The sequence below is a fragment of the Kitasatospora sp. NPDC001664 genome (genome assembly GCF_053596675.1).
Window position 1 is genome coordinate 53070 of record NZ_JBSFGS010000028.1, and the last position, 21762, is coordinate 74831.

15 protein-coding genes and 1 pseudogene are annotated in these 21762 nt (G+C 72.9%); 11 read left to right on the forward strand and 5 right to left on the reverse strand.

Annotated elements, in window-relative coordinates; translation table 11 throughout:
* Positions 1 to 135: 135 nt before the first annotated feature.
* Both wecB and ACWCYY_RS31760 read left to right on the forward strand, forming a co-directional pair.
* The gene (gene wecB / locus ACWCYY_RS31755; RefSeq protein WP_380150405.1) at positions 136 to 1230 is read left to right on the forward strand and encodes a non-hydrolyzing UDP-N-acetylglucosamine 2-epimerase; all 1095 of its coding nucleotides are present in this window, start codon (positions 136 to 138) and stop codon (positions 1228 to 1230) included.
* A 103-nt stretch (positions 1231 to 1333) separates the two neighbouring features.
* On the forward strand, positions 1334 to 2851 hold the full coding sequence (locus tag ACWCYY_RS31760) for a glycosyltransferase family 87 protein (protein ID WP_449797996.1): 1518 nt from the start codon (positions 1334 to 1336) through the stop codon (positions 2849 to 2851).
* Here the strand turns inward: ACWCYY_RS31760 and ACWCYY_RS31765 are convergent.
* Both ACWCYY_RS31765 and ACWCYY_RS31770 read right to left on the reverse strand, forming a co-directional pair.
* A pseudogene (locus ACWCYY_RS31765) lies at positions 2792 to 3802 on the reverse strand (PP2C family protein-serine/threonine phosphatase); the annotation flags it as partial. The gene ACWCYY_RS31760 and the pseudogene ACWCYY_RS31765 overlap by 60 nt on opposite strands.
* A 61-nt stretch (positions 3803 to 3863) precedes the next feature.
* Positions 3864 to 5030, reverse strand: coding sequence for a C40 family peptidase (locus ACWCYY_RS31770; protein WP_449797997.1), 1167 nt, complete (start codon positions 5028 to 5030; stop codon positions 3864 to 3866).
* 245 nt (positions 5031 to 5275) lie between these two features.
* Here ACWCYY_RS31770 and ACWCYY_RS31775 point away from each other — a divergent pair, with 245 nt between their 5' ends.
* From ACWCYY_RS31775 to ACWCYY_RS31810, 8 genes are all read left to right on the forward strand, one after another.
* Positions 5276 to 7558, forward strand: a complete 2283-nt coding sequence (locus tag ACWCYY_RS31775; RefSeq protein ID WP_449797998.1) for a hypothetical protein — start codon at positions 5276 to 5278, stop codon at positions 7556 to 7558.
* A 236-nt stretch (positions 7559 to 7794) separates the two neighbouring features.
* The gene (locus tag ACWCYY_RS31780; RefSeq protein ID WP_449797999.1) at positions 7795 to 9696 is read left to right on the forward strand and encodes a hypothetical protein; all 1902 of its coding nucleotides are present in this window, start codon (positions 7795 to 7797) and stop codon (positions 9694 to 9696) included.
* A 50-nt stretch (positions 9697 to 9746) separates the two neighbouring features.
* A complete protein-coding gene (locus ACWCYY_RS31785; protein ID WP_449798000.1) occupies positions 9747 to 11798 on the forward strand; it encodes a DUF11 domain-containing protein in 2052 nt (683 codons plus the stop codon).
* A 216-nt stretch (positions 11799 to 12014) separates the two neighbouring features.
* Positions 12015 to 12728 carry an MIP family channel protein gene (locus ACWCYY_RS31790; RefSeq protein ID WP_345289912.1) on the forward strand — a complete coding sequence of 238 codons (714 nt, stop codon included), beginning with the start codon at positions 12015 to 12017 and terminating at the stop codon, positions 12726 to 12728.
* Positions 12729 to 12935: 207 nt separating this feature from the next.
* Positions 12936 to 14150: a mannosyltransferase family protein gene (locus ACWCYY_RS31795; protein WP_449798001.1), complete on the forward strand. Its 1215-nt coding sequence runs from the start codon at positions 12936 to 12938 to the stop codon at positions 14148 to 14150.
* A gap of 70 nt (positions 14151 to 14220) precedes the next feature.
* Entirely contained in the window at positions 14221 to 15003 is a 783-nt protein-coding gene (locus tag ACWCYY_RS31800; RefSeq protein WP_449798002.1) for an SGNH/GDSL hydrolase family protein, read from the forward strand.
* A 100-nt stretch (positions 15004 to 15103) separates the two neighbouring features.
* On the forward strand, positions 15104 to 15868 hold the full coding sequence (locus tag ACWCYY_RS31805; RefSeq protein ID WP_345289908.1) for a bestrophin-like domain: 765 nt from the start codon (positions 15104 to 15106) through the stop codon (positions 15866 to 15868).
* A 158-nt stretch (positions 15869 to 16026) separates the two neighbouring features.
* On the forward strand, positions 16027 to 17787 hold the full coding sequence (locus ACWCYY_RS31810; RefSeq protein WP_449798003.1) for a glycoside hydrolase family 16 protein: 1761 nt from the start codon (positions 16027 to 16029) through the stop codon (positions 17785 to 17787).
* 78 nt (positions 17788 to 17865) lie between these two features.
* On the opposite strand, the gene ACWCYY_RS31815 is transcribed toward ACWCYY_RS31810, so the two are convergent.
* Entirely contained in the window at positions 17866 to 18432 is a 567-nt protein-coding gene (locus ACWCYY_RS31815) for a hypothetical protein (RefSeq protein ID WP_449798004.1), read from the reverse strand.
* A 173-nt stretch (positions 18433 to 18605) separates the two neighbouring features.
* Between ACWCYY_RS31815 and ACWCYY_RS31820 the strand changes: the two genes are divergently transcribed.
* Positions 18606 to 18983 (forward strand): hypothetical protein, encoded by a 378-nt coding sequence (locus ACWCYY_RS31820; RefSeq protein ID WP_449798005.1) that lies wholly within the window; start codon positions 18606 to 18608, stop codon positions 18981 to 18983.
* A 41-nt stretch (positions 18984 to 19024) separates the two neighbouring features.
* On the opposite strand, the gene ACWCYY_RS31825 is transcribed toward ACWCYY_RS31820, so the two are convergent.
* Positions 19025 to 19540, reverse strand: coding sequence for a hypothetical protein (locus ACWCYY_RS31825; protein ID WP_449798006.1), 516 nt, complete (start codon positions 19538 to 19540; stop codon positions 19025 to 19027).
* A 170-nt stretch (positions 19541 to 19710) separates the two neighbouring features.
* Complete coding sequence (locus ACWCYY_RS31830; RefSeq protein WP_449798007.1) at positions 19711 to 21600, reverse strand: flavin monoamine oxidase family protein; 1890 nt, start codon at positions 21598 to 21600, stop codon at positions 19711 to 19713.
* Between the last annotated feature and the right edge of the window lie 162 nt (positions 21601 to 21762).

Consider the following 21762-nt stretch of genomic DNA (forward strand, 5'->3'; position numbering starts at 1 on the left):
CCGGGACGACCCCGGCCCGGGGAAGTGCCACGCGGCCGCGGACGGAGCCGAACGAAAGCTCCGTCCGCGGCCGCGGTCCGGTCCCGCCCGTGCACCGGACCCTCCCTCACCTCCCGCCCGAAAGGAAGGCCGTCCATGGCCGCCATCTGCTCTCCGCGTGTCGCCGTGGTCGTCGGTACCCGGCCCGAGATCGTCAAGGTCTCCCACATCGTCGAGCTCCTGGGTGCGCAGGGGTACCTCGTCAACACCGGTCAGCACTACGACCACGACATGTCCGGCTCCTTCCTGAACGGCCTGGCCGCTCCGGAAGTCGAGCTGGAAGGCGTCGGCGGCCAGTCGAGGTCCCGGCAGTTCTCCCGGATCATCGACGGCCTCGGCGAGCACTTCGACCGCCGGCCCGCCGCGGCGGTGATCGTCCAGGGCGACACCAACACCGCGGCCGCCGCAGCGCAGGCCGCGCAGTACGCGGGCATCCCGGTGATCCACGTCGAAGCGGGCCTGCGCTCGCGGGACCGTGCGATGCCCGAGGAGATCAACCGGATGATGGTGGGGGTGCTGGCCGACTGGCACTGCGCGCCCACCCGGCAGGACCGGGAGAACCTCCTCAACGAGGGCGTGGACCCGACCCGCGTGGTGGTGACCGGCAACACCATCGTCGAGGCCACCTGGTCCGCCGTCCCCGGGGCCGCCCAGCGTGCCGAGCTGCTGGCCCGGTACGGCCTGGACCACGGCCGGTTCGTGCTGGCCACCATCCACCGGCCGGAGAACACCGACGACGCCGGACGGCTCTCGGCGATCCTCACCCAGTTCGCCAAGCTCCCGCTCCCGGTGCTCTTCGCGGCGCATCCGCGGACCCGGGCCGCCGCCGCCCGCCACGGCCTCCAGGCGGACTTCGACCGCCTCAGCCCGACCGGTCCGCTCGACCACCGCACCTACCTGGCGCTGGCGAGCTCCGCGCGGCTGCTCATCTCCGACTCCGGCGGCCTCCAGGAGGAGACGACCGTGCTGAAGAAGCCGCTCATCGTGGTCCGCAACTCCACCGAGCGCCCGGAGTCCATCACCGCCGGCTTCGCCCACCTGGTCGCGCCCGGCCCGGAGATCTCCCGCCTCGCCCACGCCCTCATCGGCGACACCGGACTGCCGGCCCGGCTGGCCTCCGTCCCGAGCCCGTACGGCGACGGACGCGCCTCGGCCCGCATCGCGGCCCTGGCGGCCGACTACCTGCACTGAGGTGTGCCCGGGCCGCACCCCCAGTGGTCCATCGGGGTGGTAGCGGCCGTGGAGCCGTCGGCCTGGGCCCGGGGCGGGTGGGGGAGTGGAGCACCATGGGGCCATGACACAGAGTGACCGGATCGACACGTCCGGGCTGCCCTCCCGCTCCGACTCCCCGACCGACCCGCCCCCGCCGGCGGCCGTCCGCCCCTGGGCCCCGGCACGGCTGCCGGTCCTGCTGGTGCTCGGAACCTGCCTGCTCGGCATCCTGCAGAAACTGCCCTGCTACCGGCGGGACTGGTTCTTCGGCGCGGCGGACCAGTACACCCACGCCTGCTACAGCGACATCCCGCACCTGTACAGCTGGCGGGGGCTGGCGGCGGGCCTCCACCCGTACCTGGACCGTCTGCCGAACCCCACGCCGAACATGCAGTTCCTGGAGTACCCGGTGCTGACCGGCCTGTTCATGCAGGTGGCGGCCTGGCTGACACCGGCCAGCGGGGAGACCAGGGCCCGGGAGCAGTGGTTCTGGCTGGTCAACTCCGGGATGCTGACCCTCTGCGCGGTGGTGACCGTGGTGGCCCTGCTCCGGGCCCACCGCGGCCGCCGGGACGCCCTGCTGTTCGCCCTGGCCCCGGCGCTGGCGCTCGACCTCACCATCAACTGGGACCTGCTGGCGGTGGCGCTGGCCGCCGTCGCGATGGCGTACTGGTCCGCCGAACGGCCGGGGGCGGCCGGGGTGTTCATCGGTCTGGCCACCGCGGCCAAGTTCTACCCCTTCCTGCTGCTCGGCCCGCTGCTGCTGCTCTGCTGGCGGGCCGGAAAGTGGCGTGACTTCCGGCAGGCGCTGGCCGGTGCGGCGGCCGGCTGGTTGTTCGTCAACTTCCCAGTGATGTACGCGAGTTCCGAGGGCTGGGCCACCTTCTACACCTTCAGCCAGGCCCGCAAGGAGGACTTCGGTTCGTTCTGGCTGATCCTGATGCAGGAGCGGAACGCCCAGCTGGAGAGCCTCAACACCTGGGTCGCCGGCCTGCTGATCGCCGCCTGCCTGGGGATCTGCCGGCTGGCGCTCTCCGCCCGGCGCCGCCCGCGCTTCGCCCAGCTGGCGTTCCTGATCGTGGCCGCGTTCATCCTGACCAACAAGGTCTACTCGCCGCAGTACGTGCTCTGGCTGATCCCGCTCGCCGCGCTGGCCCGCCCGCGCCGGCGGGACTTCCTGATCTGGCAGGCCTGCGAGGTGCTCTACTTCCTCGGCATCTGGTCCTACCTGGCCCGGGCCATCGACTCCAAGGTGTGGGGCATCGACCAGGACTGGTACCAGGCCGCGATCTGCGTCCACCTGCTCGGCACGCTCTACCTGTGCGTGATGGTGGTCCGCGACGTGCTGCGCCCCGAGCTCGACCCGGTCCGCCGCGACGGCGCGGACGACCCCTCGGGCGGCGTGCTCGACCGGGCCCCGGACGTCTTCGTGCTCGGCGCCGCCCGCCGCCGCCCGTCAGTCCCGGCCGCCGCGGGTCACCAGCATGACGACGGCGTCGTCGTCCCGGGCCTTCCCGTGCGCGTGCCCGAGCAGGTCGGCGCCGATGCGGTCGACCGCCCGCTCCAGGTCCGCCGTCCCCCACGCAAGCTCGGGTGGTGACGGGGTGAGGAGCACCGCGAGCCGGTCGTGCAGCGGATAGAACTCGCCCTCGGCGTTGCGCGCCTCCAGGACGCCGTCGGTGACCAGGACCAGGACCTCGCCCGGCCGGAAGGGCACTGACCAGGCCTTCCCGTCGTCGCCCGGCAGACCGAGCCCGAGTGGTGTGCCGGGCTCGGGCGGCTCCAGGTCGCGCACCCCTGTGGGCCCGACCACGATCGGCGCCACGTGCCCGCGGTGCAGCAGGACCAGGTGGTCGTCGTGGACCTCGACGAGCAGGGCGGTGACGAACTCGCCGCCCTCGCCGAACCGCGTGACGTTCACGTCGACCCGGTCGGCCACCGTCTCCAGCTGGGCGTGGTCCACCGCCGCCTCGCGGAAGGCGTTCAGCACGATCGAAGCGGTCCGCACCGCCCCGAGCCCCTTGCCGCAGACGTCCCCGATCAGGATCCGGGTGCCGAACGGGGTGTCCACCGCGGCGTACAGGTCGCCGCCGATCCTGGCCTCGGCCGCCGCCGCGAAGTACCGCATCCCGATGCGCACCGAGCCGACCGTGCCCGGCAGCGTCGGCAGCAGGACCTCCTGGGCGGCGAGCGCGACCGAGGTCACGTGGGCCAGCGTGGTCTCGCGGCGCAGGCGCACCTGCGCCTGGTAGGCACACAGGGCGATCGCCACCAGGAACACCACCGTGTTGACCACGAAGACCGTCGAGGTGATCAGCTCGTTGGGGTGGTCGTACCGGTACAGGATCAGGCGCACGGGCAGGCAGACGGCGCCGACCACCACCACGCCACGGGGTGTCGCGGTGAGCGCGGCGAGCGCGGGGCAGAGGATCAGGAACGGGTAGAAGACCGTGTCCCGCCCCGTGACGACGTCCGTCCCCGCGATGACGGCCAGGACGAGCAGCGGCAGCCGGAGAGGTGCCGCTGCTCGGGCCAGGCGCGTGAGGGACATCAGCCATTGGTCTCACGTCGGCGCGCGCCCGCGCGAGCCGGAAGCGCTCGTGGAGTGACCGTCAGCCGAGGACCGGCTCCGCGACGGGCCGGCCGGCCGGCTGCCCGTCCGGCGTCGAGGCTGGGCGCACCACCCCGGCCACCGGCATCCGGTGCAGCGAGGTGAGGCGGACGACCGTCCCGGGCCGGGGTGCGTGGACCACCAGACCGTCGCCGACGTAGAGGCCGACGTGGGTGGCGTCCGCGAAGTAGATCACCAGGTCGCCCGGCCGCAGCGGGGTGTGCTCGGGCACCCGGGGAAGGTGGGCCCACTGCTCCTGGCTGGTGCGCGGGATCGTGGTCCCGGCGGCGGCCCAGGCCTGTGAGGTCAGGCCGGAGCAGTCGAACTCGCCCGGCCCGACCGCCCCCCAGACGTACGGGCTGCCGATCTTGCTCAGTGCGTAGGCGACCGCCTGCTGGGCGGTGGCGTCCGGCCGCTCGTCCGGGAGCGCGGCGGCGTCGTACGGGCCGGGCTTCCAGCTGCCGTCGCCGAAGCGGTCGGCGAGGTCGGAGCGCAGCCGCCCCTGACGGCTGGTCAATTCGTCGCGCAGGGCCCCGGCCCTGTCGACCTCGGCGGCTCCGGTGGTGGCCGCCGCCCGGGCGAGGCCGGCCTCCTGGGCACGGGCCTGGTACACCTCCTCGGCCTCCCGGTAGCGGTGGGCCAGGGCGGCGGCGCCGAGCTGGTCGTCCCGCCAGCGCTCCAGGCTCTGGGCGGGCGTGGAGTTGAGGAAGGTGGCCAGCCTGGTCAGCCCTCCGCCGGTGTACTGGGCCCGGGCCAGCGCGCTCAGCAGGTCACCCAGCATCTCCTGCCGGATCCGGCCGGCGTCCGCCAGTGCCTCGCTGGCGGTGGCGGTGCGGGCGAGGCGCTCGGACTCGGCCCGCAGGGCGGGGAGCCGGCCCTCGGCCAGCTCGATGCCCTGAGCCGTGGCCACCCAGTCGCGCAGGGTCTCGACGGACGGTGCCGGGCCGGGGGCGGCCACTTCGGCGGGCTGGCCGTCGGGGCCGAGCGGACCGAGGGCCGGGACGAATTCCTCGGTGGGGCGGACGGCGGAGGCGGACGGCGTGGGGTCCGGGAGCGGGCGGGCGTGGGCGGTGCCGCAGCAGAAGGCGGCCACGGTGCCGAGGACCACGGCCGCGGCCAGACGCGCGGCACGGCCGCCGCGCGGACCGTTCGTCGAAGGGGAGTTCACCCGTCCCAAGGAGACAGAGCGCGGTGGACCGGCGGGGGAGCAGCGCTCTGGGCCTCCCTCGACCGGGTGACCCGGGCACGGCCGAACGGGCCCCGGCGGCCCCGGCGGCGGCCGCCCCGGAGGGAAGGGCCGTCGGGGTCCGGGAATGCACCCAGTCCGGTGACGGCCCGATGAATAGTCATATCGCCGTATTTGACCGGGTACTGACGGAGCATTGAGAGGGACCTGTCGGCTGGAGAAGACACGTGACGGAACCGGAGGTGCCGAGGACGGCTCGGCGCCGCGCGCGGACGAGGCGGGCCCGCCGCTTCCTGCCCGCCTTGCTGGCCCTGGCCGTGCTCGGCACCGCGACGGGCGGGCCGGCCGTCGCGGGGGAGGGCGGCTGTACGGACGGGGCCGACGGGCTGACGAGCCGTCGGAGCCGGACGTCGGAGCCGGACGGTCCGCTGCTCCTCTCCCTGGCGAACGGCGGTGCCGCCCCGCGCTCCGGGCTCGCGGTCCGGTCCGGGCCCGGCGAGCCGGTCTGGCAGGGGGACCTCCCGCCGGGCCGGGAGGTGACGGTGACCCGGGCGGTACCGCCCGGGGACGGCTCACCGGAGCCCGGACTCTCCGTCAGCTCCCCGCAGTGCCCCGCTCCTTCGCCCGTCCCGGACGCCGGGGGTCACCTCCCGGACGGTGTGCCGCAGGCCCGGTTGCAGTCCTGGGGCAGGCCGCCGACCGCCCGCGTCGCCCCGGGGGAGACCTTCCGCTACACCATCACGGTGGTCAACCACGGCCCCTCGGCGGCCCGCGACGTGGTGGTGACGGACAACCTCCCCCGGCCACTGCTGTTCGTCTCCTCCGAGGACGGCTGTGCCGCCCGCGGGCAGAAGGTCACCTGTGGCCCGCGACCCCTGGTGGTGCCGGGCACCACCGCCTCGTGGGTCATCCTGGTCCGGCTGGACCCGGCGTACTCCGGGACCGGGGAGGAGATCGCCAACCAGGGGAGCGTGGCCGCCGGCACCCCCGACCCGCGCCCGGCCAACAACACCGGGCCCCGGCCGGGTGCCGGGCTGCCGGGCGGATCCGTCACCGGGCCGACGGCGGACCTGGCGATCACCAAGAAGCACGCGGCGACCGGGCCGGCCGGTCCCGGCGAGACCTTCGACTACCTGCTCACGGTGGTCAACCACGGCCCCTCCGAGGCGGCCCGGGTGGTGGTGGCCGACCGCCTGCCGCCCGCCCTGGCCTTCGTCTCCTCCGCCGACGGCTGCACCGGCCCGGCCGACGCCTACGGCGCCGAGCTGTCCTGCCCGGTCGCGGACCGCCTGGCGCCGGACACCCCCAAGACCTACGCCCTCACGGTGCGGCTCGATCCGGACTACCGGGGCGACGGTGCGGACGTGGTCAACCGGGCCACCGTGAGCTCGGCCACCGCGGACCCGGTGCCCGCCAACGACACCGCCGCGCTGACCGGCCTGCCGAACCTCGACGGCTCCGTCCGGCCGGGCCCGCCGACCGCGGACCACGCCGTCACCGTCGCCTCCGCCACAGCCGTCCAGCCCGGCCGGCGCAGCACCGCCCGGCTCACCGTCAGCAACCTCGGCCCGTCCACCCGGCGGCAGCCCGCCGCCGTCACGGTGACGATGCCGGAGCGGACCAGGGTGCCGGACAGCGGGCTCCCTCCCGGCTGCGAGGCCGAGCAGGGCGGCCGCCGGATGCGCTGCACCGTCACCCCGGGCCTTCGCCGGGCCGCTGACGGTCCGTTCGCGGTGGACTTCCCGGTCGACGTCGCCCCGTCCGCCCCGCCCAACGCCCCGCTCGCGGGCGGCAGCGCCGTCGTCAGCAGCCCGGAGGACCGCAACTCCACCAACGACAGCGCCAGTTGGAACGCCGCCACGCTGGGCGGCAGCGCCGACCTGGAGACCACCAAACGGGCCGTCCTCGGCTCCGGACGGCAGGCGGTCTCGCCCGGCGACGTGTTCACCTACCGGGTCGGAGTGCGCAACCACGGCCCCTCCGACGCGCGCGGCGTGACCGTCACGGATCCGCTCCCCGCCCCGCTCGTCCTGGTCTCCGCGCCGGACGGGTGCGGCGCCGTCGGTCGGACCGTCACCTGCCGCCCCCCGGGGCCCCTTCCGGCCGGTGAGACGGTCCGGTTCGAGCTGACGGTGCGGCTGGCGGAGCAGTTCCGGGGCACGGGCGTGGCGGTGGACAACATCGCGACCGCCACCTCGGACACCCCCGACCCCGACCCGGCCAACAACTCCAACCGGCCGGCCACCACCGGCCCCGATGGCGGCCCGCTGCCCGTCACGGTCCCGCCGACGCCGACGCCGAGCCCGACGTCCTCTCCGAGCCCCAACCCGAGTCCCACCGTCGTGCCGACGCCCCCGCCTACCCCCGCGCCCACACCGAAGCCGCTCCCCGACACCGGCAGCCACCTGCCGGCCAGTCTGCCGCTGGCCGCGTCGCTCGCGCTCCTCGCCGGTGCCGCCCTCGTGACGCTCTCCCGCCGCCGGCGGCCCCGACGCGGACCGCGGTCATGACCCATCCCACGGAAGGCGCAGGACACGTGCAGCCATCCCCGCCCCGGCGACGGCGCAGGCCAGGCCCTCTCAAGGCCGCGGCCGCCGCCCTCCTCGGCCTCGGACTGATAGCCGGAGTCGCCGGAACCCCCGGTCACGCCGAGCCGCCGGGCCGCGCAGGGCATCGGGCCACCGTTGCCTTCCCGGTCCGGGAACCCTTCGACTCCGCCACCAACAGCGGCACCACCACCGGCGCGGTGACCTTCGACAACGGCTGGATGCGCCTCACCAACACCAGCGCCAGCCAGACCGGCGCCTGGCTGATGAACGACTCCTTCCCCGCCGACCTGGGCATCATCGCCGAGTTCCAGTACGCCAGTTGGGGCGGAACCAGCTACGACAACAAGCGCGGCGACGGCATGGCCTTCTTCCTCGCCGACGGCGCGGCCGCCCGTGGCACCGGCGCCCTCGGTGGGGCCCTGGGCTACGCGTGCAGCGGCACGGCGAACTCGTGCAGCACGAACGGCGTGCCCGGGGCCTTCCTGGGGATCGGCATCGACGAGTTCGGCAACTTCTCGGCCAACGTGACCGGCAACAGCGGCCCCGGCCTGGCCGCGAACAAGATCGTGCTGCGTGGCGGCGGCAACAAGACCACCGGCTACCGTTTCGGCACCAGTGCCAACGGCCCCGGCGGTTCGGTCGAGACCGGCAGCCGGGCCAACCTGCGGACCATCAGGCTCTCCCTGCTCCCCAAGGGCACGAAGTGGGTGCTCTCGCTCTGGTCGAACAGCGGGCCTGACACCGCCATGACCCAGCTGATCACGGACTTCGACATCAACACCGTCACCGACCAGCCGAAGCTCCCCAGCACGCTCAGGGTGGGCTTCTCGGCCGGCACAGGCGGGGCCACCAACAACCACGAGGTCGCCGACCTCGCCATCAACGTGCCGGCCAACCTCTCCATCACCAAGACGGGAGCCCCGAGTTCCGCGAGAGCCGGAGCCGACCGGGTGACCTACACCGTCACCGCCGCCAACGACGGCACCAACGACGTCAGCGGCGCCCGGGTCCAGGACACCGTGCCCGGCCTGACCTCGGTGTCCTGGACCTGCGTGGCCTCCACCGGCAGCACCTGCGGAGCCGTCTCCGGCACCGGCAACACGATCGACACCACCGCCGACCTCAAGCGCAACGGCACCGCCACGTACACGGTCACCGGCACGGCCCCGACTTCCCCGACCACCCTGCGCAACACCGCCACCGTCACCGCACCGTCGAACCGGACCGACCTCAACCCCGCCGACAACACCGCCACCGCCGTCACGGAGATCACCGCGGGCCCGGCCGACATCGCCACCGGGAAGGCGGCCCTCGGCACCGGCCCGGTCGTGCCGGGGCAGACCTTCGACTACCGGATCACCACCACCAACCGCGGCCCGGCCGACACCACCAGGGCCACCATGACGGACGTGCTGCCCAGCCCGCTGGTGTACGTCTCCTCCTCGCCGGGGTGCGCCGCCAACGGACGGAGCATCAGCTGCGGCCCCGTCGCGAACCTGGCCTCCGGGGCGGCGGTCTCATGGACCGTCACCGTGCGGCTGGACCCCGCCTACACGGGCGACGGCAGCGACGTCCTCAACACCGCGACCTCCTCCTCGGACGCCGTGGACCCGGTCCCCGCCAACAACACCAGCCCGGCCACCGGGCCGCCGGGCGGCGTGGCGGCCGCCCAGGCGGACCTGTCCATCACCAAGCAGGCCGTCGGCACCACCCCGGTCGCCCCGGGCGAGACCTTCGACTACAAGGTGACGGTCACCAACGCCGGTCCCTCGCAGGCGGTCGGCCTCCAGGCGCTCGACCTGCTCCCGAGCACGATGGCGTTCGTCTCCTCCACCGACCGGTGCGGTTCGTCGGGACAGTCCGTGACCTGTACGAGCACCGACCCGCTCGCCCCCGGGGCGATCAGGACGTGGACCTTCACCGTCCGACTCGACCCCGGCTACCGCGGCGACGGCTCGGACGTCCGCAACACCGCGACGGCCACCGCGACCACCGCCGACCCCGTGACCCCGAACAACACCAGCAGACCGGCCGGACCGCCCGGCGGCACCGTCCGTTCCCCGGAGGCGGACCTGGACTTCGGCAAGAGCTCCCCCTGACGACCCGTCACCGGCCGTCCGCCGCTGACCCACCCGTGGAACAGGAACCGATGCACACCACCAGACCCACCACGTACCGGTGGCCGCCCCGGCGGCTGACGGCCGGCGTGCTCAGCACGCTGCTGGCGCTGGGGCCGGCCGCCGCCGCGTCGGCCGTGGCGCCGGGCGAGACCTTCACCTACACCCTCAGCACCAAGAACAAGGGCCCGTCGGTGGCCAAGAACGTCACGGCCAAGGACACCCTCCCGGAGGGCATCACCTTCGTCTCCTCCGACGACGGCTGCACCGCGGTCGGACAGAAGGTCACCTGCGGCCCGGCGCCGGAACTGGCGGTCGGCGCGACCAAGAGCTGGAGCATGGTGGTCCGGCTGAGCCCCTCCTACGAGGGCGACGGCTCGGACCTCGGCAACGTCGCCAGCACCGCCTCGGACGCCCACGACCCGGCCACCACCAACAACACCAACGCACCGGTGCGGCCTGACGGTCCGTTCGACCGCAAGTCCGACCTCTCCACCACCAAGACCGGAGTGGGCGCCGGGCCGGTCGTGCCGGGCACCGAGTTCGAGTACCTGATCACCACCACCAACAACGGGCCCTCGGACGCCCCGAACGCGATGGTCACCGACAAGCTGCCCACCGGGCTCACCTTCGTCTCCTCGGCGGACGGCTGCACCGCGACCGGCCAGGACGTGACCTGCGGGCCGGTGAGGAAGCTGGCCGCCGGCGCCGCCACGGCCTGGAAGATCAAGGTCCTGCTGGCCGCCTCCTACCGGGGCGACGGCACCGACCTGAAGAACACCGCCACCTCCAAGTCCGACGCGGCCGACCCCGTCCCCGGGAACAACACCAGCAAGCCCGCCGACCTGCCGGGCGGCCTCGGCGGCGCCGCGGCGGACCTCAGCGCCGTGAAGAAGGCGGGCTCCGACACCCCCGTCGCCCCCGGCGAGACCTTCGACTACCGGATCACCGCCACCAACAAGGGCCCGTCCGACGCCACCGTGGTGACCGCGACGGACAAGCTCCCGGCGATGCTGAGCTTCGTCTCCTCGCCCGACGGCTGCACCGCCAACGGACAGACCGTCAACTGCGGCCCGCAGCCGACCCTGGTGGCGGGGGATTCCCTCACCTGGACCCTCAAGGTGAAGATCGCCCCCGGCTACAAGGGGGACGGCTCGGACATCCTCAACACCGCCACCGTGGCCTCCGCCACCAAGGACCCGGTGCCTGCCGACAACACCAGCAACGCGGCCGGCCCGCCCGGCTCCAAGGTCAACCCGCCGACCGCGGACCTGGGCGTCACCAAGAAGGCGGTCGGCACCTCGGCACCGACCCCCGGCGCGACCTTCGACTACCTGATCACCGTGGTCAACAACGGCCCCTCGGCGGACGCGTACGGCGTGACCCTCGCCGACAAGCTCCCCGCCGAACTGAGCTACGTCTCCTCCACCCCGGCCGGCTGCACCGAGACCGGCTCGGTGGTCACCTGCAAGCGGCCCACCGCACTGAAGGTCGGCGAGAGCGAGCAGTACGTGCTGACCGTCCGGCTCGACCCCGCGTACCGGGGCGACGGGACCACCATCAAGAACAGCGCCAAGGTCACCGCCGACAACATCGACCCGAGGACCGACAACGACAGCTCCACCTCCGGCTTGCCCGGTGACAAGGCCGGCCCGCCCAAGGCCGACGTCAGCACAGCAAAGGAGACCGTCACCACCACCCCGATCGCCCCCGGCGAGACCTTCCAGTACGCCGTGACCGCCACCGACAACGGCCCCTCCGACGCCCTCGGCGTCACGATCGGCGACACGCTCCCCGCCCAGCTGCTCTTCGTCTCCTCGGCCGACGGCTGCACCGCCTCCGGACGGGTCGTCAGCTGCGGACCGGCGGCCATCGCCTCCGGCACCTCGCACCGCTGGGTCTTCACCGTCCAGCTCGACCCGGCGTACGTCGGCAACGGCTCCGACATCCGCAACATCGCCAAGGCCACCGCCACCACCGAGGACCCGGCCCCCGACAACAACACCAGCAACCCGGCCGGGCCGCCGGGGAACACCGTCCGGGGCCCGGAAGCCGACCTGGAGATCGACAAGCGGCCGTCCTGACGGCCCCGGCCACCCCGCCGACCAGCTGGAAACCTCCCCCGCCGATCGGCGGGGGAGGTTTCCGCGTCATGGGACGTCCATGCAGGTCAGACGGCCTTCAAGCCTGGGAACTGCCGCTTCGTTCGCCCGTTCGAGCCCGGTCCGTTCGAGATGCGGGCCCCCGATTGAGCCGAGAGGGTGGTCGGCGGGGGTTCGGCTACACCTCGGGAGTGACAGATGGAAAAGCGCGCACTCATCAGCGAGTTCCTCGGAACGCTGGTCCTGGTGCTGTTCGCGGTCGGTGCGGCGGTGGTCGCGGGCCAGTGGATCGGAACGGTGGGGATCGCGCTGGCGTTCGGCTTCACACTGCTCGCCCTGGCCTACTCCATCGGTCCCGTCTCGGGCTGCCACGTCAATCCGGCGGTCACCCTCGGCTTCCTGCTGGCCCGCCGGATCGACGGTCGGACCGCCGTCTCCTACTGGATCGCGCAGTTCCTCGGCGGGATCGCGGGCGCCGCGCTGGTGCTGCTGCTCGCGAAGCAGATACCCGGGGTGCAGACCAGCGGCAAGCTCGGCAGCAACGGCTGGGGCGACCGCTCCGAGGTGCACATCAACCTCTTCGGTGCCTTCCTCACCGAGGTGCTGCTGACCTTCCTCCTGGTGTACGTGGTCCTCTCGGTGACCCACCGGCTCGCCGTCACCGGCTTCGACGGCCTGCCGATCGGGCTGGCCCTGGTCGTGGTGCACCTGGTCGGCATCCCGCTCACCGGCACCTCGGTCAACCCGGCCCGCTCGCTCGGCCCGGCGCTGTTCGCCGGGGGGCAGGCGCTCTCCCAGGTGTGGCTCTTCCTGCTCGCCCCGCTGGTCGGCGGCGCCATCGCCGCCGGGGTGCACCAACTGACCCACTCCGAGCGGCTGCCCGTCGAGGCGCGGACCACCGTCCGGGTCTGAGCCTCGGTGGGTTCCCACGGGCCGGTGCGTCACCGACGCACCGGCCCGTCGTCGCGTGCGGACCGGGCCGTTCGGGTGACGCCGTCCGCCCCAGGGGTTGCGGCGCCCAGGTGAATGTGGGCGGGGCGTGCGCGGGGCGCGGCGTGATCGGCGGAGGGCGTTCGTACGCTGGCGCCGCGCACTGCCGACCGCTCCAGAAGGCCCTCGATGCTCACCGGACTGCTCGAACGAACCGCGCTGATCCCGTCCCCCGCCAGGTCGCCGGAGGCGACCCGGAGCCGGTGGCTGCGGCCCGGGGACCGTGACGTCCTCTGGCTCTACGCGGCGAGCCGGATCGGCCTCTGGGCCCTCGCCCACTGCGCGCGGTGGGTGTTCTCGGCCGACGGGGGAGTGCGGCACCCGGCCGGAGTGCTCACCCCGTTCGAGCGGTGGGACTGGACGCACTTCCTCGCCATCGCCAAGGACGGCTACTTCCCCGGCCGGTCCGGCCCGTGGCAGGCCGGCTGGGACCACCGGGAGGCCTTCTTCCCCGGCTTCCCGGCCTGCCTGCGCCTGGTCCACTTCGTGGTGCCGGACTGGACCGTGGCGGGGCTGCTGGTCTCGTTCGTCGCGGGGGCCGTCGCCGTTCTGGCCCTGGCGCGCATCGCCGAGCAGGAACTGGCGGACGCGGCGGCCGGCCGACGGGCGGCGCTGCTCCTGCTGCTCTCGCCGTGCGCCGTCTTCCTGGCGCTCGGCTACTCGGAGTCGCTCTTCCTCGCCTTCGCGCTGCCGGCCTGGCTCGCGGCCCGCCGGGGCGACTGGGGGGCCGCGTCGCTGCTGGCCGCCTTCGCGACCGCCGTCCGGGTGAGCGGGCTCTTCCTGGTCGCCGCGCTGCTGGTGCAGTTCGTGGTGGCGGGCCGGGCCCGACGGGCGACGTGGCGCCAGTGGTGCGAGGGCCTGTGGTTCCTGTTCCCGTTCCTGCCGGTGGCCCACTTCCACTGGTACCTCTACACCCGCACCGGGGACTGGTCGGCCTGGACCCACGCCCAACAGAAGGGCTGGGGAAGGGAGTTCTACGCTCCCTGGGAGACCTGGCAGCACACCTGGAACAGCGCGTTCAGCCACACGCAGCCCATCAGCTTCGCCGCCGAGTTCCAGCTGGAGCTGTGCGCGGCGGTGGCCGGTCTGCTCCTGCTGGCCGTGCTGACGGCCCGTCGCCGGTGGGCCGAGGCGGTCTACGTCCTGCTCAACCTGGCCGCGCTGGCGAGCTCCTTCTGGTACATGTCCGTCCCGCGCGCCACCCTCCTGTGGTGGCCGCTCTGGATCGTGCTGGCCAAGCGCAGCCTCGCCTCGCCGCGGTTCACCACCGGCTACCTGACCGTCGTCGCCCCGCTGTCCACCGTGGTCGCCCTGGCCTTCTTCTCCGGCCGCTGGAGCGGCTGAGCGGCCGGTGCGGGTCGATGCGGACCGTGCGGCCCGCACGGTCACCACCGCGCAAGAGAACGGAGCATCCATGAAGAACACCTCTGACCGCCACGGCGGTCGCGGCCCGTCCCGACGGCGGGCGACCAGCCTGCTCGCCGGTGCCGCCGCCGTCCTGATGGTGGGTGGCGTCGCGCACGCCGCACCGGCGGCCGACGGCGGCCCGGAACGGACGGCGCGGGCGGCCACCCTGGTGAAGATCCTGCCCTTGGGGGACTCGATCACGGCGGGCTGGGGCGGCAGCGGGGACTGGACGGGGTACCGGAAGCCGCTGCTGCCGCTCATCCAGGCCCCGAGCCGTGACGTCCGCTTCGTCGGTTCGCAGACCTCGGCGTTCGCCCCCGAGCTGCGGCACGAGGGCTACTCCGGGTACACGATCCAGCAGCTCGAGACCGTCGTGACCCGCGGCAGCCTGGTGGCCAAGGCGGCACCGGACCAGATCCTCCTGCACATCGGCACCAACGACATGCGCCTCGGGCTCGCGGCCGGTGCTCCGGAGCGGTTGGAGAAGCTGGTCCGCGAAGTGAACCGGCAGGCACCCAAGGCGAGGATCCACCTGGCCTCGATCATCCCCATCGCCAACCCCCGCCTCCCGGTGGACGCCTACAACGTGGGCGTCCAGGCCGTGGCCAAGAAGCTGGCGGGCGAGGGCATCCCGCTCACCTTCGTCGACATGGCGACGGCGCTCACCACGGCGGACCTCGGCGACGGAGTCCACCCGAACGTCACCGGCTACGCGAAGATGGCCAAGGTCTGGGCCGGTTCCCTCGAACCGCTCCTCCCGGCGCGGAACCAGGCGTTCGTCCTGGCCTGAACGGTGGTGCTCGCCGGGTGCCGCGGGCGCCGGCGAGCACCTTGTGCCGTTCGGGGGACATCCGGTCTCCGGAGCCCGTCCAGGTGGTACCCACAGCGGCATGAGCCGGGTGGACCTGGGGCTGTACCTGATGGCGCTGCTACTGGCAGCGCTCCTCGTGATCGTCGTGAACCGGTACCTTCCGCACCAGCGCCGTGCCCGCTACAACGAGGTGACCAGCTTCGTGTTCGCGGCGGTGGCGGCGATCTACGCGGTGCTGCTGGCCTTCGTCGTGGTGGCGGTCTGGGACAACATCCCCCGGGCCCGCGAGGCCACCTTCCGGGAGGCCGACGCGCTGGCCGGCCTGTACTGGATCTCCCGGGAGGTGCCCGTGGAGCAGGGCGCACCGCTGGAGCGGCTGACCCTGGAGTACGCCCACCGGGTCGTCGAGGTCGAATGGCCGCTGATGGCGGAGCGCCGCAGCGACGAGCGGACCACGGCGGTCCTCTACCGCATGCGGGAGGGCACCTTCGCCCTGAACCCGTCCGCCGACGCGCGGAGCCAGGCCCTCTACGAGCACGCCCTCTCCCACCTGGAGGACCTCGCCTCGGGGCGGCGCGAGCGGCTGAACGAGATCCGGCACTCGGTGCCGCCGCTGCTCTGGATCACCCTGATCGACGGTGCGCTGGTGACGGTGGGGTTCTGCGTCGCCTTCGGCGTGGCGAACCGTGCCCTCCACCTCGTCATGGCGCTGGCGCTGACCTCGGTGGTCGCCGTCTCCCTGATCACCATCAAGGAGATGAACTACCCGTTCGCCGGCGTCACACGCGTGGCCCCCACCGCCTTCCAGGTCTTCCTCGACAAGCTCCCTCCGCCACGGGGGTGATGCCCGTGGCGGAGGGATGACGGCACGTCAGGACGGTCGTCACCGGATGGAGTCGTGCGGTTGTGGTGGGTACGCACCGTACTTAGCGTTCGATTTGTCCGGGTCGGTCCGGCCCGGGCGCTCGTCGTCCGCCCGTCCGTGTCCGTTCGGAGATCCCCGTGCTCAGTTCGTTCCCACGCGCCGTCAGAATCGGCGCGCTCACCGGCAGTCTGCTGCTCGCCGCCCCGGTGGCGACGGCGGCCACCCGGCCGGCCGCGTCGCCGCAGGTGACGCAGGTGTCGTTGACGCCCACCACCGCCGCACCGAACACCCCGGTCGCGGCCCAGCTGTCGGTCAAGTCCTCGGCCTGCGTCACGGTGGCCTCGCTGGGCGTGGGCATCCGCGACGCCGCGGGCAACAACCTGGACTTTCCCGGTGGCCTGACGAACCAGCAGATCTGCTCGCAGGGGGTGACGCTCACCACGGGCACGCGGTCGTTCCCGGCGGGGACGTACCGGATGTTCGGCTACTACCAGGAGCTCGGCGGCGGGTGGAAGAACCTGCCGGAGCAGACGCTCACGGTGGCCGAGCCCCCGCTGGTGGTGAAGGGAGACCGGCTGGGGCCGACGACCGCGGAGCCGAACACACCGGTGGCGGGTCAGATGACGCTGGACGCGTCGAAGTGCTTCACCGCGGCCGTGGTCGGCGTCGGGGTGCGGGACGCGGCCAACAACAACCTGGACTTCCCGGGCGCCTTGACCAACCAGCAGATCTGCCCACAGGGCCTGACCGTCAAGACCGGCATGCGGTCCTTCCCGGCGGGGACGTACCGGATGTTCGGCTACTACCAGGAGCAGAGCGGGGCCTGGAAGAACCTGCCGGAGCAGACCTTCACGGTGGCGGCGGCCCCGTTGGTGGTGACGCTGGACCGGGCCGCCCCGGGTGACGCGGCGGCCGGCGCGCAGGTGGCCGGGCAGCTGACGCTGCACGCGTCGAAGTGCTTCACGGCGGCGGTGATGGGCGTCGGGGTGCGGGACGCGGCCGACAACAACCTGGACTTCCCCGGGGCGGTGACGAACCAGCAGGTCTGCACCGAGGACGTGACGATCAAGACCGGCACCCGGTCGTTCCCGGCCGGCACCTACCGGCTGTTCGGGTACTACCAGGAGCAGAACGGCACCTGGCGGAACCTGCCCGAGCAGACCTTCACCGTCACCGGCTCCTCCACCGCCGACCCGGCGGCGCCGGTGGCCGACAAGAAGCTGATCTGGCGCGAGGAGTTCGACGCGGACGTCGCCGCGGCCAAGTGGAACAAGACGACCAGCAGTGCCTACCGGTACGGCACCTACAACCCGGACGACGACAAGCTCGACCGGATCGACCCGCAGAAGGTCGCGGTGGCCGACGGCGTGGCCGTCTTCAGCGCCCAGGCCAGCACCTTCACCCTCCCCAGCGGCAAGAAGGCCTGGGACACCGGCCTGATCACCACCGAGAACACGGCCGAACGGTTCATGGTGAAGACCGGCGACTACGCCGAGACCCGGATCCGGATGCCGAAGGAGATGGGCGCCTGGCCGGCCCTGTGGACCTGGCACCAGGGCGGCAACGAGATCGACTCCTTCGAGTACCACCCCGACAACCCGAACCTGCTGGAGCTGACCAACCACGTCGTCTCGACCAAGCCCCTGCCCCAGAAGTACTGGAACGACGACTCGGCGGTGAAGCCCGGGGAGTGGGTCACCATCGGCACCCACTACCGCGCCAACACGGTGGACTGGTACGTCAACGACGTGAAGGTCTTCGAGGACAAGGCGGGGGTCGGCGCCAACTGGACGGCCTACCTGATCCTGAACCTCTCGCTCTGCTCCGGTGACTTCCACCCGGGCCCGAGGGGCGGCACGGTGAGCTTCGCCTCGGACTACGTCCGGGTCTACCGCTGATCCCAGGACGGCGGCGGGGCGGTGACGTGGCGTCAGGCGCCGGGTCACCGCCCCGCCGACGTGTCGGCCGACTCGTGGCTAGTCGTCGGTGAGCACCGTGTCGGCCACCGCGATGTCGAAGGGCGCGACGTCGACCGAGTCCGGCACGGTGTCCTCGCCGACCAGGGCCATGCCGCCGTTGAGGACGCCAGTGGCGTTGGCGGCGATCCGGACCGGAATGATGGCCACCGCCGTGTTCCCCGGGAGTAGGCCCTTGGGGTAGTGACAGGTCACCGTGAGGACGTCGACCTCGCAGTTGTCGGGGAAGAACGTGTCGTCGGGGAGGGTCTCCTCGGGGAGCACGCCCTCGGGGAGGACGACCACCACGGTGAACGCCGCGCTCCGGTCCTCGCCGGTGTTCTTCACCACGGGCCGGACGCTGGTCTTCTCACCGGCCCTGGCCGGGAGGGGTTCGGGGACGCGAACGCTGAGCTGACTCGCCCCGGCCCGCTGGGCCGGGGGCGCCGGGTGGTGCGCGGCGGGACGGAACCTGGCAGCCGCCGCACCACCCCCCGGCCGGTCGGGCGCCGCCATGGCGGGCGCCGCGGCGACCAAGGTCGCCAGTACGGAGCAGACGGCTGCCGCCGTCGCCAATCTACGGACCATCGGACCAACTCCCCAGGGGACGTGGCACTACCGGAACGGTGTGCGAATGCCTGACCACCGTAGGCAGAGCGCCCCTTCTCCCGCCCGCACCGGAACGCTCGCCGCACGGCGCGCTCGCCCGAACCGAGTAGTGCGGCAGGCGTCGCGGCGCACGCGGATGCCAGCATCGACGCATGAGATCCGATCGGGCCGGGGAGCCGGACACGGGCCCCGACTGGGGCAAGCGGCTGCTGCTGGGCACCGTGGCGCTGGCCGTCCTGGTCGCGGCCTACTTCCTCCTGGCGGCGACCGTCCCGCGCTGGTGGTCCCAGCGGGTCGGGGACGCGGTCGACGGCCGTCTGAGCACCGGCTTGGTGATCGGTCTGGCGCTGGGCGTCAGCTGCACGCTGCTGCCGCTGGTGGTGGCCTGGTTCGGCCTCCGGAGTCTCGACGGGACGGCACTGCCGCCGGCGCGGCAGTGCCGGACGCCGGAGCCGCCTCCGTTGGGGTCGGTGGGGGACCCCGGTCCCGGCGTCGGTGCCCAGCCAACCCGAGTTCCTATGAGGTCGTAGGGTCGGGCGCCGGCGCGGCCCGTCCCGTGTGGCGGGGCGGATCAAGGCCCTTCGGAGTTGCGCCCGTTCGGAATGAGCACCAGCTGCTCCCGGTCGGCCCGCAGCAGACCCCTGAACCAGTGCGGCGACCGTACGGCCAGGCCGAGCCCGACGATCGCCACGGCCCGGGCGAGCAGCCCGGGCGTGCCGTGCAGGCGCCTCATGGGACCGAGGTCGCCGACGGCGAGGGCGGCCACGGCCTGCGTGGTCTCGGGCGGGTGGTGCAGGACGCCGGGTCGGGCGAGGTGCTCGGCGAGGAGATGATGGGGACGCGCGGTGGTGGCCGGTCCGCCGGAGAGCAGGCCGACCTGGGTCAGTGCGTCGGCGAGGAGTTCGTTCAGCTGCTGCTCACAGGAGTACGCGTACCGGCCCGGGTCGGCGGTGGTGCGCAGGTGGCGGATGACGGTGGTGACCGCCTGGCCGTCCTGGGCGAGAACGGCCAGGACCAGGTCGAACGCGGCGATCCGTCCCTGCGTGCGGTCCGGGGTGAGCGTGCCGGGTGGGGGGAGGGTAGTCATGCCCGGTCAACGAGGGACGGGCCGGGCCGGCGGTGCGGTGCCGCCCAGAGGCCCCCGAACAGCCGAAGGAAACGATCCTGCCGACCGTTCGAGCCCCTGATCCGCGTGGTGGTCGGCTCCCCACGGAGCCGACCACCACCGAGGGAGTGGATCCGTGACGGTCCGTCGGATCAGGCGTCGGCGCTGAGCTGGACGGCCGCCTCGACGCCGGAGGCGATCGCGCCCGCGATCCAGGCGTGGTAGCGCGGTTGGCAGTGGTCGCCCGCGAAGTAGATCCGGCCGTCCACCGGGGTGGCGACGTGCGGGCCGAGGCTGATCAGCTGCCCCGGGGTCTCGATCGCCGCCTCGCCCAGCGCCCAGCGGTTGCGGAGCCAGGACTGCGAGACGTGGCGGTCGGTGGCGTAGCGCCGGATGCGGTCGCCGAACAGGTCGGCCAGGTGGTCGAGCGCCTCGGTGTGGCGGTCGGCCGGGGTGAGTGCGTCGAAGCGCAGCGCGTCCTCGGCCCAGTTGTACGCGGCGAGGACGACCCCGCCCGGTGCGCCGTGGTCGCTCGGGTGCGAGGGGAAGTAGACGAACCGGCTGGCCTGGTCCGAGACGCAGCCCCCGCCCACCGCCGGCTCGGCGTCGCCGTGCGGGGCGGGGCGGTAGTCCGGGCCCAGCCGGTCGCGCCAGGTGGGCTCGTCCCACTCCCACCAGCGCTCGGTGAACTCCACCAGGACCTTGTGGGCGGTGTCGTGGTTCAGTTCGTTGATCGCCCGGCGCTTGCCGTAGGGGAGGATCGGCGCGAAGTCCACGTGGCGCAGGGCGGCGAACGGGACGGCGAGCACCACGGCGTCCGCCTCGTACGTCCTCGCTTCACCGCCGGTCGAACCCTCGCACGCCTCGTCCTCGGAACCGGTCTCCGGCATGGTGACGACGGTGACCCGGCCGTCCCTGACGGTCAGTTCGGTGAGGACCCGGTCCTGCTCGATGGCCAGTCCCTCGGCGAGCGCCGTGGTCAGGGCGTCGGTCCCGTCCTCGAACTCGAAGTAGGTCACGGCCGGGTTGATGTCGGCGACGTCGAAGGCCGTGTGGAGGAAGCCGTAGGAGAGCCGGCTGGTGAAGTTCTCCAGGGTGCCGACCGCCTGGAGCTGGGCGTCGCCCCAGTCCGCCTTCTCGGAGAGATAGCGCAGCAGGGAGTAGTCGTCCAGCTCGTAGAGCAGCCGGGCCATGCCCTCGACCCGCTGGTCGATCGGCTTGTCGGTCCAACTGCCGTCGCTGCCAAGGGTCTGGGTGTAGGAGCGGGCCGCGGCGAGTGCCTCGTCGAAGGCCTGAGCGGCGGTGCTGCCGCTGTCCCAGCCGAAGCTCTTGTTCACCGGCCCGGGGTCGTTCTCGTAGGCGGCCTTGGTGACGGTCTGCCCGTTGACGTGGATCAGCCGGCCTCCGCACCCCCTCGGTGCCCGGTAGGCCTGGCGCCCACCGGTGGCGAACTCCTCACCCGTCCAGGAGCGGTAGACCACCTGGCTGTCCCCGGAGACGGCGTCCGGCGCCGGGGGGACGTCGACCAGGTGGAACGGCCGGCGCCGGACACCGAGGTGGTCGGCCAGTGCCAGGGTGAGCACGTGGCTGGACGGGATCCGCATGGCGCCGGCCTCGGCGTGCAGCCTCGGGTCCTGCCAGACCTCGCCGCGGAAGGTCTTGACCCGGCCGCCGACCCGGTTCCGGTTCGCCTCCAGCAGCCGGACCTCGTGGCCTGCGGCCAGCAGGACCCGGGCGGCGACCATCCCGGCCACGCCGGCACCCACGACGATCACGTCCCGTTTTCGGCCGGGGGTCAGTGCCGTCCGTCCGGTCAGCAGCTTCAAGTAACGCAGCGTCAGGTCGTCGTGGTGCTCGTCGGTGAGCAGGATCCGCCGGGCCATGACCAGGGCCGCCTCCCAACGGGCCGGATCGGTGGTGTGCGGACTTCTGTCACCGGCCTTGTGGGCGACGGCAGTTGCGGTCGCGGCGGAGACGGCCGGGAGTGCGGCGGCGCCAAGGGTGGCACCGGAGACGGCAAAAAGCTTTCGTCGTGAAATCACGAACGTCAGGGTGGCACTCGTTCGGTGCGCCGATGGGGAGACGGGCATCGGGGCGACCCACTGTCATCCGAATGCCGGAGCGCTGCCCGGGACGGACGATTCGGAGGCCTTGTGGGGTGCCCATTTCAGACGTGGGCGAACAGTTGTCTGAGCCGATCGAGT